We start from the raw sequence: 15,600 nt of genomic DNA on the forward strand, positions 1-15,600 counted from the left end.
AGGAGGTTATTATGCAAAAGAAATGGGTTAAAAGGGTTGCTTTGGTACTGGCTATTATTATGCTGATTACAACATTGGGTGTGGCTGGATTTTCAATTATTACTTCAGGACAGTAGTATTATAAAAATAGCTTTATAAAACCGTAAAATTTAGTCAATTTTACCCATTTTACGAATGTGGTAAATATAATAAAATTATTATGTGATTTTGTATTTTTCCGTAAAAGTATTGTATTCTACAAGGGTGTGAATTGTTTGCTGGACACTGTTGCTGTTAATTTTAAAAGCATTTTGGATTTTTTATCTGTATATGTCCCATTTACCCAGCCATTGGAAATACTGCGCTCATTAGTTGACGTAAGTATTGTTTCTTATCTTACTTATAAGCTGATACAGCTTGTAAAGGAGACAAGAGCGTGGCAGTTGGTAAAGGGTATTGTTGTAATACTCATTGTAGCAATGCTCAGTGACTGGCTTAAATTACGCACACTAGCTTATATACTGAACAGAACAATAGAACTTGCGGGATTTGCCCTGGTAGTTGTATTTCAGCCGGAGTTAAGGCGTGGGCTTGAACAGATTGGTAGAAGCAACTTTAAAGGCTTCTTTAGTTTTGATGAAAAGGATGCCACCATACATACAACTTTTACTATAGAAGAAATAGTAAAAGCGTGTACCGAACTGTCAAGAACAAAGACCGGAGCTCTCATTGTAGTTGAACGTGAAACAAAACTCGGTGAAATAATAAATACCGGAACACGGCTTGATTCAAGTGTCAGTGCCGAATTGATAATAAATATATTCACACCCAATACACCGTTGCATGACGGAGCATTAATTCTGCGAAACAATAAATTGAAATCAGCAGCATGTTTTCTTCCTCTTACCGACAATCCAAATCTTAGTAAAGAACTTGGGACCAGACACAGGGCTGCGCTGGGAATTACAGAGGTGTCTGACTGCATATCGGTAGTTGTATCCGAAGAAACAGGAAAAATATCTTATGCCTTAAACGGCGGTTTGACCAGAAATCTTACGCCTGATATTTTACGAAAGGCGCTGAATAAAAATTTACTGGAAAAGAAGTCTGTAAACAAGAAGCTGGCACTTTGGAAGGGGAAATCAAAGTGAAAGAATTCCTGAAGAAAGATCTAACATTAAAAATATTTTCAATAATATTTGCTATATTTCTGTGGTTTGCAATTAATCCTGTACAGACAGAACATTATACTGTTCCATTAAATGTTATTAATGAGGAGAGTCTTAAATCACAAGGACTTGTTTTGAACAGCAGAAACTTTAACAAATACGTTGTTGTTGATGTAAGGGACAAGGGAGATGTTCTTGATAATATAAAGGACACTGATTTTGAAGTAACTCTTGATTTGTCAAAAGTTAAAAGTGTAAATGACAAGGTTATTGCTTTGGAACCGCCTGTTTATCTGGGCAGGGAAAGAATTAATCCAAAGAATATAGAGCTTAAGCCAAAAACAATTACACTTGATTTGGCACGTATAGAAGAGAATCCATTTATAGTTCAGATTGAAACCACTGGTAAACTTTCCGCAGGATATGAGATAATCTCTAAGACTGCACAACCGACTACAGTATCAATACAGGACATTGACACTGTAGTAGCTTCAGTTGGCTCCGTAAAGGCTTTTGTTGACGTAACTGGTCTTGACAGAAATCTGGAAATCAGGAAGGAATGTAAGGTATACGACAAAAAAGGCGTGGAGATGCGGGGACTTGGGAAAAAATTAAGCGTTGACATAAAGATAGAAGTAGGTAAAAGAGTACCGGTTATTCCAATTACACAGGGTACTCCAGCGGACAATTATCTTGAAGGTGAATATTCTGTAAAGCCTAACAGCATACTAGTTACAGGCGATACTGATATCATGGAGAAAGTAAACGAGGTTAAAACTGTTCCAATAAATATTGAAAAAGCAGATAAAACTTTAAATACGCAGGTTTTACTGCAGATACCAGATGGGCTCAAACTTGTGAGTTCTTCTCGTGAAGTAAGTGTTGAAGTAAAGATTATTCCCTTGGATATAAGGACCTATAAATTTGAACCCAGAGATATAACTCTGGAAGGTACTGTAAATGACAACACACTTGCTTATGAGATTGTAGAGCCTGTATCGGTAGTTTTAAAAGGGAAAATGGAAGACATGTCTAATGTAACGTTGAATAGGCTGTTTGCTAAAGTAGATGTAAGCGGACTAAAGGAAGGAGAACATCGTATTCCGTTACAGGTAAAATTGCCTGCAAATATTACTCAGTCAGGTGAAGCCAAAGTACATGTCAAAATAACAAAAGTGACTGCCGAGGAAAATCAGAATGTGCAGCAGGACACAAGGTGAAAATATGAAAATTCTAATTTCAAATTTGGTAACAACACTTGATGGAGGACAAAAGGAACTTGAACATCAGGTGCTTCGAAAGCTAAAAATTAACAACAGTTTAGTTAAAAATATAAAAATTGTTAAACAGTCAATAGATGCCAGGAAAAAACCTGGCATACGTTTTGTCTACTCAGTTTCATGTGAGCTTAATGATAATGTGAAAATTCCGGTCGATAATGATATTCGAATTCTTGAGGAATTACAGGAGGAAAAATTATTTCCCGGAAATAAACCAATGTTAGGAAGACCTCTTGTGGTAGGAACCGGTCCTGCCGGCCTTTTCAGTGCATTAGTCCTTGCCCAAAACGGTTACAGGCCTATTGTAATTGAAAGAGGGGGAGATGTAAGTGAGCGTACCCAAAAGGTCACTGCTTATTGGAATGGCGGAAACCTTGATACCGAAACCAATGTACAGTTCGGTGAAGGAGGGGCAGGTACTTTCTCTGATGGAAAGCTTACAACAAGAATAAATGATATTAGGTGCGAAAAGGTTCTTAGGGAATTTCATCGTTTGGGTGCACCTGATGAAATAATGTACAAAGCAAAACCCCATATTGGAACTGATATTCTAAAGAATATTGTAGTGCAAATGAGAAAGGAAATTGAACGTCTTGGGGGAACAGTTCTTTTTAACACTAAGATGGTAGATGTGAAGACTCTAAATGGAGAAATCTGTGGGGTCAGCACAAACACCAACTCATTTATAGACACAAATGCTGTAGTATTGGCCATAGGGCACAGTGCAAGGGATACCTTTGAAATGTTGTATAGAAGGGGTATTACTTTTGTACAGAAGCCATTTTCAATTGGGGTGAGAATAGAACATCCTCAAGAACTTATAAATAGGGCACAATATGGCGAGGCGGCAGGACATCCTGCATTAGGTCCCGCGGATTATCAGCTTTTCTGCAAATTTCAAGAGCGTACAGCATATTCCTTTTGCATGTGTCCCGGCGGAGTAGTTGTAGCCTCAGCTTCTGAAACAGACACTATAGTTACCAATGGTATGAGTGAATTCAAAAGGGATAAAGATAATGCTAACAGTGCCTTGGTTGTTTCCGTAGGGCCTGGAGATTTTGGAAGTCAACATCCTCTTGCGGGAATCGAGTTTCAAAGAAAATGGGAAAGGCTTGCTTTTGAAACAGGGGGAAGTAATAATAGTGCTCCCGTGCAAAGACTTGAAGATTTTCTGGAGGGAAGGACAGGAGGAATTGGCAGTGTAAAGCCAAGCTACACTGGTGAAACCCGCTGTGCCAATATCAATGATTGTCTTCCCAATTATGTGACGGATAGTATGAAACAGTCAATAAGCTATTTTGATAGGAGACTAAAAGGCTTTGGCATGAAAGATGCATTGCTTACAGGTGTTGAAACAAGAACATCATCCCCTGTGCGAATTCCAAGGAACGATAAGCTTGAATGTATTGATTTGCAGGGACTTTATCCTGCAGGAGAGGGAGCAGGTTACGCAGGGGGAATAGTAAGTGCTGCAGTAGATGGAATACGGATAGCAGAACAAATTATTAAAACTTATTCAATTCCGAAATAACACTATTAATAACATATTAAAAAATGATATATTATAATATGAAAGTTAAATTCGAAATAAATGGAACTTGGAGGATAAAATGGGAAGATTATTTGGAACTGACGGGGTCAGAGGTGTTGCAAATCTTGAATTGACTCCAAAACTTGCATATCAGCTTGGCCAGGCAGGCGCTTACGTACTTACCGGAGAAACCAAGCACACACCTAAAATTCTGGTTGGTATGGATACAAGAATTTCAGGGGATATGCTTGAAGCCGCACTGATTTCTGGAATTTGCTCTGTGGGAGCTCAGGTTGTCAGCCTTGGAGTAATTCCAACTCCTGCAATAGCGTACCTTACAAGACAGTATGATGCCGATGCAGGTGTTGTTATTTCAGCTTCACATAACCCTTTTGAATATAATGGAATAAAGTTTTTTAATTCCAATGGATATAAATTACCTGATGCTATCGAGGATAAAATTGAAGAAATTATATTAAATGACGGTGAAGATTTGCCTAAACCGGTAGCTCAGAATATTGGTTTTAAATGCTATCAGGAAAATGCTCTTGAAGATTACGTAAACTTTATAAAGGGAACTATTACAGGTGATCTTGAAGGAATAAAGGTAGCAATTGATTGTGCAAATGGGGCATCATTTCAAGCAGCTCCAATGGCATTGCTTGATTTAAAGGCTGATGTAAGTGTTATAAATAATGAACCTGACGGAACAAATATTAACAGCGGGTGCGGTTCTACACATATGCAGCAGCTTCAGGCCTATGTAAAGGAGATTAAAGCTGATATAGGTCTTGCTTTTGACGGTGATGCAGACAGAGTTCTTGCTGTTGACGAAAACGGTAATATTGTAGACGGAGACCAGATAATGGCTATTATCGGCTTATATCTGAAGGAAAAAGGTATGCTGTCTCAAAATACAATTGTGGCAACGGTTATGAGTAACATGGGACTTGATATTATGGCTAAAAATAATGGCCTTAATATTGAGAAAACAAAGGTTGGAGATAGATACGTTCTGGAAGAAATGCTCAATAAGGGATATATGCTTGGGGGCGAGCAGTCTGGCCATATTATATTCCTGGATCATAACACTACAGGTGATGGTCTTTTAACTGCCGTTCAGCTTTTGAAGGTTCTAAAGGAATCAGGCAAAAAGCTTTCGGAGCTTGCAGGAGTAATGCAGATATTACCCCAAGTATTGATAAATGCAAAGGTAACAAATGAAAAGAAATATAAATACCTTGATGACGAAGTAATCAAGAAGATGTGTAAGGAGCTTGAGGACGAGTTCAAGGGAGAAGGAAGGGTTCTTATAAGGCCTTCAGGAACTGAGCCTTTGGTTAGGGTAATGATTGAAGGCAAGAATAAGGATGTTATTACCAGACGTGCAAAGGAACTTGTAAGAGTTATTGAAGGAAGATTGTCATAAAGGTATACATAATAGGAGGAGTGGGGATTTTTTCCGCCCTTCTTTTTTTTGCTTTTTTGATTGTTAAAGTATTTAGTACAATTACCCATAAAAGTTAAAAAACTATGAATTGTGTTGACAATTTTGCAGCATATATAATATATTGTAGTATATATGTGAATGGATTTTAGAAATAGTTGGATGCTGAGGGGGTGAAAATAGAGGCGGGATTAAATTGAATTAAAAAGGCGCCAGGACAGATTTTTTATAAGTCTGTTGACGAGGAGAAGGAAGCGATGCACAAACCAATGTGTGTCGTATCGAAAGATTCGGCGGATACCTTCCGGCTGTTACGGTCGAGAGAGACAAAACAAAACTTGCAGGCGACTGCAAGAACAAAATGGTCTCATGTAACTAATCCTGTATCATATCTTATAAAATTCATTATATATAAAAATTTAATATTGTTTTTGTAATTGAGAAGGTTTTTTAGCTTTGCCCTTGTTGCGGAATTTTTATGTCATAAAGGCCTTCTACGGATGAGTATATATAGAATAAGTATATATTTGTCTACTTACGCTATTTTTGTGTACTAAGGGAGAAGTGTGTCTTTTTAGGGTAAAGAGTGTTTGAAAAAGTTTATTTAGGCTTTAACCATTGCAACAAGGAATAATTATGTAAACCGACAAATGTAAAAGGAGAATTAATATGTGCGGAATAGTTGGATATATTGGAAATAGAAAAGCAGTACCTGTTCTTATAAATGGATTGTCAAAGCTTGAATACAGAGGATATGATTCAGCAGGCGTCTCTGTTAATGAGGGCGGAGTTTTAAAGGTTATCAAGTGCAAGGGAAGACTTGCATGTTTGGAGGAAAAGCTTGAATCTGAGAAGTTAATCGGTTGCATGGGAATTGGTCATACCAGATGGGCTACTCACGGAGAGCCTAACGATGTTAATTCACATCCTCACATAAGCCAGTCAGGTGAAATAGTTGTTGTCCATAACGGAATTATTGAAAACTATATGCAAATTAAAGAGTTTTTAAAAGGTCAGGGGTATGTTTTTAAATCTGAGACTGATACTGAAGTTATTGCGCACCTGGTGGAATATTACTATGATGGAGACCTTGTAGATGCTGTAATGAAGGTAATTGATGAAATTGAAGGGTCCTACGCGCTGGGAGTTATTTGCAAGGATGATGAGGATATGTTTGTATGTGCAAGAAAAGACAGTCCTTTGATTATCGGACTTGGAGAAGGTGAAAACTTCATTGCTTCGGATATTCCTGCAATTCTTGAATATACAAGAAATATTTATATTCTTGAAGATAAGGAAGTTGCTATTCTCACAAAAGACAGCGTGCAGGTATTCAATAGCCTTGGTGCTCCTGTTGATAAAGAGGTTTTTAAGGTGAATTGGGATGTGGAAGCTGCTGAAAAGGGCGGCTATGAGCATTTTATGATGAAGGAAATGTATGAAGAACCAAAGGTTATAAAGGATACTATAAATCCTCGAATAAAGGACGGAGAACTGGTTCTTGATAATGTTACAATTACTGAGGATGATATAAATAAACTGGAAAAAATATATATAGTTGCCTGTGGAACAGCATATCATGCAGGTGTTATAGGAAAATACATTATAGAGAAGCTTTGCAGAATACCGGTAGAGGTAGATGTTGCATCTGAATTCCGTTACCGTGATCCACTTATTTCTGATAAGAATATGACAATAATAATAAGCCAGTCGGGAGAAACTCTGGATACCTTGTTTGCACTCCGTGAGTCAAAGAAAAGGGGAGCAAGAATTCTTTCTATAGTTAATGTTGTAGGCAGCTCTATTGCTCGTGATTCAGATGATGTTCTATACACATGGGCAGGGCCGGAAATTGCTGTAGCATCAACAAAAGCGTACAATACACAGTTGACTGCTCTTTATATGGTGGCTCTTGAGCTTGGACTTAAAAAGGGTACAATTACAAAAGAGGAAGCTGACACTATTCTAAATCAGCTAAAGGAAATTCCTGAGGATATTGAAAAGATTCTTGAGAATAAGGAAGATATACAGAAATTTGCTCATCAGCATTACAATGCCAAGAGTATATTCTTTATTGGAAGAGGCCTTGACTATGCTCTCTCATTGGAAGGCTCCTTAAAGCTGAAAGAAATCTCATACATTCACTCAGAGGCATACGCAGGTGGTGAATTGAAGCATGGAACTATTGCACTTATTGAAAAGGGAACTCTTGTTGTTTGCCCAATGACTCAGGATACCCTGTTTGATAAAATGGTAAGCAATATCCGTGAAGTTAAGGCCAGAGGTGCCGTGGTTCTTGCTATTACACAGGAAAAGCATGCAGAAGAACTTCGAAAGACAGCAGATACTGTAATAACAATACCAGACGTGGACTCACTAATTGCTCCGATTTCAGCAGTTACTCCGCTTCAGTTATTTGCCTACTATATGGCTATAGAAAAGGGCTGTGATGTAGATAAGCCAAGGAATCTTGCCAAGAGTGTAACGGTGGAGTAAGGGTAATGTGGTGAAGTGGGGAATTGAGGAATCATAAAAAAGTTTTAGAATTTATAAAAAAGTAGTGGAATTAATAAAAAAGTAGTGAAGTTTTAAAGAGATATAAGATCTGTTTTAAAAAATCAGACCTTATATCTCTTTTTACTTTATAAGTAAAATGAATATTTGTAATACAGATTGTCTATAGACATTGTTGTCGATGGCTGTTTATAAAGAATTTTGAGTGTGTGAAATAATCTCTGTAAATAGCTTTCTATGATAATTTTATTAGAGTTGTGAAGGCCAGATGCTGGCTTTCATAACTTGTCTACAATATAATAGTAAATTAATGGCATGTCAATAGCACCCTTCCAAAAGGGTGTTTTTGATTGTCCTGATTTTATTGCAGAAGCCTGCCCTCATACATGATGGACAACTCACCGTAGACTTTACCCCAGTTACGGAGAGTCATAGTCCACTTCTTGGTTGCCTCAAAGGTTGCTAGATATAGGGCCTTTAAGAGGGCTGTGTCACTTGGAAATACGCTTCTTTGACGATTCAGACGACGATATGTGCTGTTCAGGCTTTCTATAGCATTGGTTGTGTAGATTACCTTGCGAACATCCGTAGAAAACTTGAAAATCGGGCTTAGGATATCCCAGTTCGTAGACCAACTCTTCATGGCGTTAGGATAACGGTCCTGCCACTTGTCCGTAATTTGCATCATACGCTCATATCCGGTCTCCTCTGTAGGGGCATGGTAGATTGTCTTCAGGTCATTAGCAAACTCCTTCTTATCTTTGTCTGCAACATATTTTAGTGTGTTTCTTACCTGATGGACTATGCAGCGTTGATACTCTGTTTCCGGAAAAGCTACAGCAATGGATTCCTTGATGCCACTCAGGCCATCTGCACAAAGTATAAGAATATCCTTGACTCCACGGTTCTTCAGTTCATTTAGGACACTAAGCCAATATTTACTGCTTTCATTTTGGCCTATCTGAATGCTTAACACTTCCTTTTGGCCTTCTTCATTGATTCCAAGAATGATGTATGCAGCCAGCTTCTTGATGACATTGTTGTCCCTAACAGAAAAGTGCACAGCATCTATGAATACAATTGGGTAAACGCTGGATAGTGGACGTTGTTGCCATTCCTCAATTTCTGGAAGCAGTTTGTTTGTGATATCGGATACCATGCCTTCACTAACTTCAAATCCGTAGATTTCTTCGATCTGGTCAGAGATCTGGCGAGTTGTCAAACCTCTTGCATACATAGCAATGATCTTTTGGTCAATGCTTGAGATATCCTTTTGACGCTTCTTCACGATTTGTGGCTCAAAGGAACATTCTCGATCTTGTGGAACGTCAATTTCCATCTTACCATATGTACTTTGTATTGATTTGGATTTTTTTCCGTTCCTGTAATTGGTGTTATTGGAACGTTCGTATGGCTCATAGCCTAAATGCTGATCCATCTCGGCTTCCAACATGCTCTGAATGGTACCCCCTAACAAGTCTTTAAGTGCTTCCTGGATGTCTTCTGCAGTCTTGATGTCATACTCTTGAAGTAGGGATGCAATAATGTTCTTTTTTCCTTCGCTCATCGAATTCTTTCTTCTTGCCATAAAAAATAGCCTCCTATGATAATTTGATTTTATCATAGAAAGCTGATTTTACAGACTTTTCTTCACAGGCTCAGAATTTTTCAACATCTTCTTATTAATAAATAAAAGTTAATAAAAAGAAAAGAGCATCAATCGACTATTTTTCAAGTCGTTTTATGACACTCCTGTTCTACAAGTCGCGTATAATACGTCATTAAAAATACGGGTTATATAAGACTTGATTCCAATTAATAATCTATCTATGTAATGTTGACTATAAATCATATCATTATAGAAAATACAAGCAGATGAGTATTTTAATACGGCTTATTGGTTACTGCCTAGTTTGAGTTCCTCCCATAGTAAAATACTCGCCTGTGTCTGTTATTCCAGTAACAGTTGTTACAGCTACATCAATTACGTAACCACCTGAGGAATACTTTTCAGTAATAGATCCAAATTTTCCTAATGCTCCAAGATATCTTTGGGAGTTTATTATTGGTCCATGAGTAGTGCCAACAAGAGCATAGTTAATAAGTATAACATCAGCTTCTATATCTGAAACATTTAGTATACCTACATTTAATACAGTAAGATTCCATTGATAAGGCGATACAAATGTACCTGTTAAAACTAGTACTCCAGCAGGAACACTTGCGGTACTAGCGTTACTTTGAATACTTGTAGTGCTATCCTCACCTGGAGTAATTTTATTACCATTTTTATCTTGTAAATTACCTTGAGAAATTGGTAATATTGCGATTACTTCATCCTCAGATATACCGTATTTCTCAAGTATCGGCTTATACTCCTCGTAGTTATTAATGTCAAAGCTTGGATACTTATTAATATCAACATTAATTATTTTTACATCATTGTTCGTGTTAATTGAAGTATTCTCATTTGCAAATGCAGGAATGTTAGATAAAATTAACAACGAAATAACGAGAAAAATGCTAAACAATTTAGTAATTTTATTTTTCATGAATTTCCTCTTTTCATTTTTCATTTATAAATTCTTATATTGGGTTATCAGCCCAATCTGTGTTTGGTACAAGTTCAAATCTTGTAGAACCAGTACAGGTATAGCCAATCAAATCATATATGGCATCAGAGTTTTTTTCCCTTATGTATTTTACCAATACTTTTGCTAATGTTAGTTCGCATAGTTCTTCCTCAGAGATAGGGGGATTCTGATTAACAGCTTTGTTGAATTCTAGCTCAATAATAAAATAAAAGATAGAATCAACATAACCTTCACAGTAAAGATTAACTGCTGCTTGCAAAATTCTTTTGGAACTGTAAAACTTTGTTTTAAAGTTTTCTTCGGAAAAATAGCTGTGCAAAAAACCTTTATGGTGTACTATTTTATAAATTGAAACTACTGATGATAACAAGTCCTTATACGAATCATCTTTTGGTATTACCTGATACATTGATAACCTCCCAATGAATTGATTTTTATGGTGCCTTAAGTCGTTTTGATAACTAATATCTTAAATAGTAAATAAAATCATGATTTTACAAACCAAGTATAAATGATTTAAATTAGATATTCAATACACATTGTAATATTTGTAAATATTTATAATAATTATACAAATTTTGCAAAAACAGAGTTTGACTTATAGTTATTATGAAAATAATAGTACAATAAAAATTTATAGAAAGGTATTTTAAAATACATTTTTATAGAGACTATAAATATAGTTTTACATTTTGTGGTACAATTACTATTATTATGGTATAAGAAGGATTTAATATGAGTAAGTATAACCTTAATTGGGATGAAAATAAATTAAAAAAATATATTAGCGAGGGACGGGGTCAAGGTGTAGGAAAAGACTACAAGCCATGGATTACTATACATGACTTCCCTTCTGACGGATTCAGCTCAAGGCAGCCTGGTTGGAAATCTAATCGGGTCTGCCATTTTTTGTCTAATAACGAGTTGAGATACTTCTATTTACTTGAATGGGCCGATGATGTAACAGATATACGAGAGCAATACCCCATGAATCTGGAGGATACCATGAGGATTGCGGACAAGCTTGGTATTAAGCATCCGCAGAATAATAAGAACGATGTTCCTGTCAATGACGGTGATAAAATGTAAGAAAACAGCGGTTAAATTTTGTATGTATATGGTGGTAACAAAATAACTTGTGATACACTTCAAATAAAACTTGGGGTGTACAAAGAATGAAAGGAAACTACTGGATGGAAATACGAAATGATCGCAAGAAAGGATTATCTTACACAGAGATTGCAAGGAAATATCATATGGATCCACGTACTGCAAAGAAATATGCAGAATCAGATATAAAACCTGTCTATCAGCTTACTGGTCCCAAACCTTCTAAATTAGACTCTTACAAGCACCAGATCGATTTATGGCTAGAAGAAGCACCATTTAGTGCAGTAAGAATTCATGAAAAGCTTCTAGAACAAGGCTGTAACTGCAAATATACCATAGTCCGTGAGTATGTTTCATCAAAAAAACAGGACTTAAATCAAAAAGCCACTGTCCGATTTGAAACGATGCCTGGACTTCAGGGACAGGTTGACTGGGGATTCTTTGAAAACTATAAGGTACTGGAAAATGGAGAATATAAAAAGCTTTACTGTTTTCTCATGGTTTTAGGGTATTCTAGAATGAGATATATTGAATTTGTAACAGATATGAGTACTTCAACACTAATACGTTGTCATGTAAATGCTTTTCGATATTTTGGAGGATATCCTGAAGAAATATTATACGACAATATGAAACAAGTTGTTGTAAAGCGATTATTAAAACAAGCTGACAGTGAACTCAATAGACAGTTTGAAGATTTTGCAGGATTTTATGGATATAAGCCTGTTCTATGTAGACCATATCGCGGACAGACAAAAGGAAAAGTAGAACGAACCGTTGCATATGTTAGAGACAACTTTATGACAGGTATAAAATACGCTTCTCTCGATGACTTAAATGGACAGGCGTATGCATGGTGTAATAAGGTTAACAGCAAGGTTCATGGAACTACCAATGAACGTCCTATTGATCGATTGAGAGATGAGATGTTATCTCCATTAAAAAGAGAATACATAATAGACAAAATTAATCTTCGAAGAGTTGAAAAAGACTGCCTTATCAGCTATGCCGGTAATAAGTATTCTGTACCAGCAGAATATGTAGGCAAAGATGTGGCAGTCATTGTCCTTCAAAATATGTTAGCTGCATATTTTCAAGGAAAACAAATATCAATTCATAAATTATCATACAGTAAAAACACCTTAAACGTCAACAAAGAACACTATAAAACAATGTTGGTTAAACAGAGTTTTGATATAGAAAACACACTTCTACATAATCCAGATATTGTAGATTTTCCATCTCCAAAACATTCTCTTAAACAGTATGATGAGCTGATGGGAGGAGTAACATTTTGAGTGAACTAGCTTACGAAAGAATCAAGAACAACCTTGAAACATTAGGAATGAGAAATACACTTACGATTATTGATAATTACTTAGAGCAAGCCATTCATGAAAAGAGAAATATCGTCGATATCTTAGATCATATTTTCACAGAAGAAGCCAAGTCAAAGAAATCAAGAGCTGTGGAAAATCAAATTAAAATGTCAGGATTTCCATATAAAAAGACACTTGACATGTTTGACTTTGATTTTCAACCTAGCATTAACAGAGAGCAGATCATGGAACTTGCGACCATGCGCTTTGTGGAAAATAAAGAAAATGTTGTTTTTCTAGGTACTCCTGGTGTTGGCAAAACACATCTTGCTGTAGCACTTGGAATGATTGCTGCAGAGCATAGATATTCCACTTATTATATTAACTGCCATAACTTAATTACGCAGTTGAACAAAGCCCATTATGAAAATAGACTTCAGGAACGATTGAAGAACTTTGCCAAATACAAGGTACTAATCATTGATGAAATTGGATATCTTCCAATGGATATTCAAGGTGCAAACTTATTTTTTCAATTAATAGCCAAACGATATGAAAGAAATACAACCATATTTACTTCAAATAAAGCTTTTTCAGCATGGAATGAAGTATTCTCAGATATAACTATTAAAAAAGCTCTCGGGTATTAATAGTAAGGACGATATACGTCTAAAAAATGAAATAAAAAAATTAAGGAAAATAGATGTTGAAACAATTAAAAATAATGGAGATTGGGCGGTTTTTGGACTTATATCTGGAGCTGAAAAAAAGGGGAGCCAATTAGTAGTAGAATTGCCCCATCAAGTGAGACAAGCCTTAATAGATAACACTTTTTATACAACTCTTGATTTAATGATGCTTAAAGGTCTTGAAGGGAAATATGCAATTATTCTTTATGAAATGGCTATAAGGTATCAAAAAGCGCAAATACCAGAAATGACTATTGAAGAATTTAGAAAACTTACAGGAACAGAAAATAATTACAATGACTTTGGAGTATTGCGACATAAGGTTTTAACTCCTGCTCTTGAGGAAATCAACTCGGATAAAACGGATATAATACTGGACTATACAACCACAAACAAAGGCAAGAAAACGATGACAATCAAGTTTTTTGTTAAACAAAAGCCAAAACCAAGGATAAAAGAAATATCAGCAGCCAGTGAGATTTTAGCAACAACAGAACAATTGACAATTGATGCTGTTATAGAGGTTGTTGAGCTAGAAGAAATAGCAAAAATCCTTAAACCTATAGAAGTGGATGCAGCCGAACTTGTTAAAGTTATAAAGGCAAATGATATTGATTTGGAACTGCTACAACAATATGTTAATGTTATAAAAAACAACGAAAAAAACGTAGCTAAAAAAATAGGTACTCTGATTTATGCTTTCAAACACAAAATGACACCTGAAAGTGTTTCTGTTATGATTAAATCAAACAAAGATAAGCTTTCAAACAGGGATAATTTTGAGCAAAGGGAGTATTCTGACGAATACTGGAGTACATTCTTTACAAATAAGCCATAACCGGCTTTAAAATATTAATAAGGGTGTTGCGTTACTACCGATGATTACCTATTTAAAAAAATTTGAAAGAATACGGGAATCCATAAATCCTTGTTCATAGAAGAAATTTTGATAGTCTACTGAGAGCTTTTCATACAGACTGTCAAGTTGTAGAATTAAAGCAAACGCTTCCTGGGATAATATTTGTTCTAACTTCTTTAGAACTTCATTGTATTGTTTATAAAAGTCGGAGTATTGAACAGATTGATTATACTCCGTGCTTAGTTCGTTAATTCTATCTTCAATACATGATATAAAAAAGCTTTTGGATTTTTTTAAACTATCCTCCGAATAACTAAAAAACATATATGATTTCCCTCCAAAAGAAAAAATGGAGGGAAAATTAACAAGTGCGAATAGGTATAACCCTACACGCACTTGTTTATATTTGCATAAAAAGATAAATCAAGTATAATAAAACTGGTTGCTGTGGTGGACGAAAGTCCATACGTGTGGGTGGTTATGCACCTGCATGAGTTTCTAAGTGTTGGTAGCACTTAGAAATCATAGCAACTATTTAATTTTCCCTAGAAAAATTATAGCATCATGGAATATTTTTGCAAGGCTTATTTAAAGGGCACAGTGATAGTTTTTGAAAGTTATAACTTGACAATAATTGTAAATAAAATACAATTATTAGAAAAACTAACTTTAATGGAGGCAAAAAATGAAAAACAAAATTTTAACAGCAACATCAACCTTACTTTTATCAGTTATGTTATTGTCGGTATTTGTGTTTGCAAGTAGCTATAAGACCTATTTTTCCTTTGATAGTACGTTAACAGGCGAAACAAGAAGTTTTGAGGGAACGAATATAAGGTTTACTGCAACAGCAATTTCATCTCCTTTTGTACATAAAGATAATAAAACCTATAACGTAACCTTAAAAAGGTCTAATTTCTTCACAGACGATACAATTGGAACAGTTGCGTTAAAAAGAGATACTACTGACACAGCAAAATGGTCTAATGTAGGAAAAGGAAAATATTATGTTTGTTTATCTAAAGCAATAGACGGAGTTACATTAGATGCAGGTTCATCATCAAATCAAACAGTAGTTTTCGAAAATTATTAATAAAATACTAATAAAA

General features: G+C 35.7%; 15 protein-coding genes. 11 read left to right on the top strand and 4 right to left on the bottom strand.

From position 1 onward, the window contains the following. Positions 1-11: 11 nt before the first annotated feature. The 6 genes from K412_RS0112625 (at position 12) to glmS (ending at position 7,902) form a co-directional block, all read left to right on the top strand. A complete protein-coding gene (locus K412_RS0112625; RefSeq protein WP_024833453.1) occupies positions 12-116 on the top strand; it encodes a hypothetical protein in 105 nt (34 codons plus the stop codon). 138 nt (positions 117-254) lie between these two features. Next, entirely contained in the window at positions 255-1,130 is an 876-nt protein-coding gene (gene cdaA, locus K412_RS0112630; RefSeq protein ID WP_024833454.1) for a diadenylate cyclase CdaA, read from the top strand. Next, the gene (locus K412_RS0112635; protein WP_024833455.1) at positions 1,127-2,368 is read left to right on the top strand and encodes a CdaR family protein; all 1,242 of its coding nucleotides are present in this window, start codon (positions 1,127-1,129) and stop codon (positions 2,366-2,368) included. The genes cdaA and K412_RS0112635 overlap by 4 nt, the downstream gene beginning before the upstream one ends. Positions 2,369-2,372: 4 nt before the next feature. Next, positions 2,373-3,959: an NAD(P)/FAD-dependent oxidoreductase gene (locus tag K412_RS0112640; protein ID WP_024833456.1), complete on the top strand. Its 1,587-nt coding sequence runs from the start codon at positions 2,373-2,375 to the stop codon at positions 3,957-3,959. A gap of 79 nt (positions 3,960-4,038) precedes the next feature. Next, a complete protein-coding gene (glmM, locus tag K412_RS0112645) occupies positions 4,039-5,388 on the top strand; it encodes a phosphoglucosamine mutase (protein WP_024833457.1) in 1,350 nt (449 codons plus the stop codon). Positions 5,389-6,075: 687 nt separating this feature from the next. Further along, complete coding sequence (gene glmS / locus K412_RS0112650; RefSeq protein ID WP_024833458.1) at positions 6,076-7,902, top strand: glutamine--fructose-6-phosphate transaminase (isomerizing); 1,827 nt, start codon at positions 6,076-6,078, stop codon at positions 7,900-7,902. 379 nt (positions 7,903-8,281) lie between these two features. Here glmS and K412_RS0112655 read toward each other — a convergent pair whose 3' ends face one another. The 3 genes from K412_RS0112655 to K412_RS0112665 form a co-directional block, all read right to left on the bottom strand. After that, positions 8,282-9,508, bottom strand: a complete 1,227-nt coding sequence (locus tag K412_RS0112655) for an IS256 family transposase (protein ID WP_024831416.1) — start codon at positions 9,506-9,508, stop codon at positions 8,282-8,284. 313 nt (positions 9,509-9,821) lie between these two features. Further along, a complete protein-coding gene (locus tag K412_RS0112660) occupies positions 9,822-10,472 on the bottom strand; it encodes a hypothetical protein (protein ID WP_024833459.1) in 651 nt (216 codons plus the stop codon). A 34-nt stretch (positions 10,473-10,506) separates the two neighbouring features. Further along, the gene (locus K412_RS0112665) at positions 10,507-10,923 is read right to left on the bottom strand and encodes a hypothetical protein (RefSeq protein ID WP_024833460.1); all 417 of its coding nucleotides are present in this window, start codon (positions 10,921-10,923) and stop codon (positions 10,507-10,509) included. Positions 10,924-11,249: 326 nt separating this feature from the next. Between K412_RS0112665 and K412_RS0112670 the strand changes: the two genes are divergently transcribed. The 4 genes from K412_RS0112670 (at position 11,250) to K412_RS20760 (ending at position 14,470) form a co-directional block, all read left to right on the top strand. After that, complete coding sequence (locus K412_RS0112670) at positions 11,250-11,603, top strand: PDDEXK family nuclease (protein ID WP_024833461.1); 354 nt, start codon at positions 11,250-11,252, stop codon at positions 11,601-11,603. Between the two features lie 86 nt (positions 11,604-11,689). Beyond that, positions 11,690-12,922, top strand: a complete 1,233-nt coding sequence (istA, locus tag K412_RS0112675; protein ID WP_024831761.1) for an IS21 family transposase — start codon at positions 11,690-11,692, stop codon at positions 12,920-12,922. After that, positions 12,919-13,593 carry an IS21-like element helper ATPase IstB gene (istB, locus tag K412_RS20755; protein ID WP_117385199.1) on the top strand — a complete coding sequence of 225 codons (675 nt, stop codon included), beginning with the start codon at positions 12,919-12,921 and terminating at the stop codon, positions 13,591-13,593. The genes istA and istB overlap by 4 nt, the downstream gene beginning before the upstream one ends. A 31-nt stretch (positions 13,594-13,624) precedes the next feature. Next, on the top strand, positions 13,625-14,470 hold the full coding sequence (locus K412_RS20760; protein WP_242835691.1) for a replication initiation protein: 846 nt from the start codon (positions 13,625-13,627) through the stop codon (positions 14,468-14,470). A gap of 48 nt (positions 14,471-14,518) precedes the next feature. On the opposite strand, the gene K412_RS0112685 is transcribed toward K412_RS20760, so the two are convergent. After that, positions 14,519-14,815, bottom strand: coding sequence for a hypothetical protein (locus tag K412_RS0112685; protein ID WP_024833462.1), 297 nt, complete (start codon positions 14,813-14,815; stop codon positions 14,519-14,521). 361 nt (positions 14,816-15,176) lie between these two features. Between K412_RS0112685 and K412_RS0112690 the strand changes: the two genes are divergently transcribed. Beyond that, positions 15,177-15,584, top strand: coding sequence for a hypothetical protein (locus K412_RS0112690; RefSeq protein WP_024833463.1), 408 nt, complete (start codon positions 15,177-15,179; stop codon positions 15,582-15,584). The last annotated feature ends 16 nt before the right edge of the window (positions 15,585-15,600 follow it).

The organism is Ruminiclostridium josui JCM 17888 (assembly GCF_000526495.1).
GTDB classification, from domain to species: Bacteria; Bacillota; Clostridia; order Acetivibrionales; family DSM-1351; genus Ruminiclostridium; species Ruminiclostridium josui.